Below are 3,297 nucleotides of genomic sequence, written 5' to 3'. Positions count from 1 at the left end.
AATCCACTCCTTTTCTGTTAACTGAAGCTAGATTCACGCCAAGATACTACCCACTAGTCTATCGTTTGTCTCATGTCGCCTAACGCCCTGTTAAGGTGTGAGGCACGCAATACCTAAGTCTCCGCATACCACATTAACCACTAAAACCAACGCATAGTAAAAATGCCACGCGTGCCGAATCACTCTTGAACAATTTGTTATGCGCGTTCTCCACGATTGAACGCAACTACAGTAGCGCGTAATTTAGTCAGCTTAAACTCTGTAAGTAACACTGTAACAAAAGACAATATAGAAACGGAGATAAGTGCAATATTTATCAAAGCATTACCACTAAACTCATAAATACCTGACAGACCAATAAATAGCAAAAGACAGGCAATTATCGATAGAATCGAATCATTAGTTTTCACTTTATACTCATCATCAGGTATATCTTTTATTATCGAAACCGGATTTGAAAGCCCGTCAAGCCGAACTGCAATTTTTCCTTTTTTAATTTTGACTTTTAGGCCAGAACTTCTTAACGAATTAGCTAAATCTTCCATGATTGATTATCTCCATTTCTGCGAGCGCATAACGCCCAATTAAGGTGTGAAGCACGCGACTACGACACTTAATTTGACCACCGTAAACACTAAACTCAACCCAAACCCAAAATGCCAAGCGTGCTGAATCACTCTTAAATTGTTTGTTATGTGTTTAATTCCGCGTTCATAGATTCAAGCCAATCAAGCTTTTGCTGTTTATTATATGGACTAGGGTATCTAAACCAAGGGCTTTCAAGTGGTAACCCTTTCACATTTGGTACTTGTTTAAGAAAAGTTTTAGCCGATTCTCTAAGTACAGCAGTTGAGCCCCAAGCCACAATTACAGTTTTGCTCTCTGAACAATATTGCTTCAGCTCACAACGTCTATCTTTATGTGTCAAGCTATGAGGATTAGAGTTATCTAATGTTTTAGCTTTTTGAAATTCAGTAGAAAATTTGCCACTGTTTCCATTTCGCAAATCAGATAAGTTTATAACTCGTACATGCTTCCATTCATTTAGCAACATAAGGCGCATAATTTGATATTGAGCATTGTCTGGTCGCGTAGAGACTATTTCCTTTTCCCAAGAATTAGACATTATTTGATCAATAGAATACGTTTTCGGAACGTAATCAGCACTTAATGGTTTAGATGAACCAGGGTTCATCATAACAACTAAGGTACAAGGCTTTGAACTGGCTATATCTCCAACTGATTTGGATACAATTTCTAAAACACTTCTACACTTGAAAGTTTCATTTTTGATTTTTAGATCGTAAAAGTGACCATAAACAGAGAATTTCGTTTTTAATTCTTTTGCATAAATAAATCCCATTAAAACTCCAATTATTCGAAAACACATAACGCCCTGTTAAGGTGTGAGCAACGCAATACCGAAGCTCCCGCATACCACCTTAAACACCAAACGCAACGCATAGTGAAAATGCCACGCGTTGCGAATCACTCTTGAACAGTTTGTTATGCGTAATTTTTGACGTACTTTGTCATTGCTGTTTCCGAGACTGACAAACCGTCGATTCTATATTGATCTTTGAACTCTCCAACAACATTGAACCCTGCCTTTAGGTAGAGGTTCTTTGCTGGGAAATTCTCTGATAATACACAAAGATCAAGCCAGTCAATTTCAGCTTTTTCTTGGCAGAAATTTATAACAGCATCAATGAGTCTTTGACCAAGACCTTGCTTCCGGCAAGAAACATCTACGCCCATACCTAATAGAACCCTGTGAGAACGGCTTCCATCACTGTGGTGGCGAAGATCAACATGACCTTTGATATTTCCAGAGGTGTCTTTTACAACCCAAAGTTTTCTCCAACCTAAGTCGCCAAACTGATGAGAAAAGCCTTGGATAAACTTATCTTTTGTTGTTTCAGGAATTTCACTTTGCTCTCTGGACATTGGCTGGAAAAGAGGAACTTCTCCATTGCCATTTTCAGACAGCTGATTTTCTAGATACACAAAGAATGAATCTAAATCCGATTTCTCCGCTTCTACTACTTCCATCTAATTCTCGGTACTCCATCAATTACGCATAACGCCGCATTAAGGTGTGAGCGATGCTTGGCTATACTTGAGCGAAGCGAAACTGCCAAGCGTTGCGAATCACTCTTGAATGCTTTGTTATGTGCGTGCTAAACGGTAGCGCCTTACCGTACCCTCATTGTCATCTGTGTAGTTACCGAGGTATTCACCACCACAGTTTTCGATGACCTTTTGAGACGCGGGATTATCAATTGAACAAGTAACAATAACTGAATCAGTGACAACATGGTCTCGCACCCAAGCAAGCAGAAATGAGGCTACACCCTTACCACGAGCAGACGGTCTAGTTTCATAGCCAACATGACCAATGACATTTTCTACGTTGGCATTAGTACCTTTGCGAACTCGGATTGCACCTAAAATTTCGGAGTTCGATACACAGTAGTAAGTTGTGCTAGGTAAACATCCCTTTGGTAACTCGGAGATTGCCTTTGAACGTTCGACCAAACCTGACAAATAAGCTGTCGGATCTTGCTCCACACCCAAATATTTTGGAATACCCGATTCTAGGCATTCTTTCGCATAACTCGCTAATATTGGGGCCAAATCAGGGTTGGCCTCTATCACTTCCATGTAAATTTTCCTCATAAGCACATAACGCCTTGTTAAGGTGTGAGGCACGCAATACCGAAGGTTCCGCATAACACCTTAACCACTAAAACCAACGCATGGTAAAAATGCCACGCGTGCCGAATCACTCTTGAACAATTTGTTATACGAATTTTTTCAGTGCCGACACTTGCTGTTCAAATAACTCACAATCTGACTTTGAGTATGACTTAGCTACATTAACCCATTGAACGCCCGTTTCATCTATGTGGCGAAACTCGACTTGAAGTGCATATTTAGAACAACGAAAAAGAGCAAAAACCAAACCTACAACCGTCAGACTAAGAACTAAAACTAGTAGCCATTGTGGCACCTCTTCCAACCTTGGAATAACTAACCAAACTGCCCCTGAAAACACACACACCCAGAATAAAACTTGACCTAAATTATCAAGAAAACTTAACTTTTTAACCCTAACATTGTTTATCTTAGACAAAGGATATGAGTCTTTCTTAAACCTGAACTCTTTTGAATCCAAGTTAAAATCAGTATTTTTGTACATAATTTCCCTCTATTCGTATAACGCCTTGTTAAGGTGTGAGGCACGCAATACCGAGGTTTCCGCATACCGCCTTAACCACTGAACTTAACGCATAG

5 protein-coding genes are annotated in these 3,297 nt (G+C 39.7%); all 5 read right to left on the bottom strand.

Translation table 11 applies throughout. The annotated features are described in order from the left end of the window. Nucleotides 1–197: 197 nt before the first annotated feature. Nucleotides 198–545: a hypothetical protein gene (locus tag R8N46_RS24250; protein ID WP_031781294.1), complete on the bottom strand. Its 348-nt coding sequence runs from the start codon at nt 543–545 to the stop codon at nt 198–200. A gap of 146 nt (nt 546–691) precedes the next feature. Beyond that, the gene (locus tag R8N46_RS24245; RefSeq protein WP_053304460.1) at nt 692–1,363 is read right to left on the bottom strand and encodes a DUF1643 domain-containing protein; all 672 of its coding nucleotides are present in this window, start codon (nt 1,361–1,363) and stop codon (nt 692–694) included. A gap of 143 nt (nt 1,364–1,506) precedes the next feature. Continuing rightward, on the bottom strand, nt 1,507–2,052 hold the full coding sequence (locus R8N46_RS24240) for a GNAT family N-acetyltransferase (RefSeq protein ID WP_054579716.1): 546 nt from the start codon (nt 2,050–2,052) through the stop codon (nt 1,507–1,509). Between the two features lie 117 nt (nt 2,053–2,169). Continuing rightward, a complete protein-coding gene (locus R8N46_RS24235) occupies nt 2,170–2,664 on the bottom strand; it encodes a GNAT family N-acetyltransferase (RefSeq protein ID WP_171346368.1) in 495 nt (164 codons plus the stop codon). A gap of 139 nt (nt 2,665–2,803) precedes the next feature. After that, nucleotides 2,804–3,202, bottom strand: coding sequence for a DUF6232 family protein (locus R8N46_RS24230; protein ID WP_017821406.1), 399 nt, complete (start codon nt 3,200–3,202; stop codon nt 2,804–2,806). Between the last annotated feature and the right edge of the window lie 95 nt (nt 3,203–3,297).

Source organism: Vibrio sp. 1874 (assembly GCF_033344395.1).
Classification (GTDB): domain Bacteria; phylum Pseudomonadota; class Gammaproteobacteria; order Enterobacterales; family Vibrionaceae; genus Vibrio; species Vibrio alginolyticus.
Note: the sequence above shows the minus strand (reverse complement) of the source record. Positions and strands in the feature narration are given on the sequence as shown.

Coding starts and splice junctions, on each gene's coding strand:
- R8N46_RS24245 (WP_053304460.1), bottom strand. CDS start 1,363: ATGGGATTTATTTATGCAAAAGAATTAAAAACGAAATTCTCTGTTTAT.
- R8N46_RS24240 (WP_054579716.1), bottom strand. CDS start 2,052: ATGGAAGTAGTAGAAGCGGAGAAATCGGATTTAGATTCATTCTTTGTG.
- R8N46_RS24230 (WP_017821406.1), bottom strand. CDS start 3,202: ATGTACAAAAATACTGATTTTAACTTGGATTCAAAAGAGTTCAGGTTT.
- R8N46_RS24235 (WP_171346368.1), bottom strand. CDS start 2,664: ATGGAAGTGATAGAGGCCAACCCTGATTTGGCCCCAATATTAGCGAGT.
- R8N46_RS24250 (WP_031781294.1), bottom strand. CDS start 545: ATGGAAGATTTAGCTAATTCGTTAAGAAGTTCTGGCCTAAAAGTCAAA.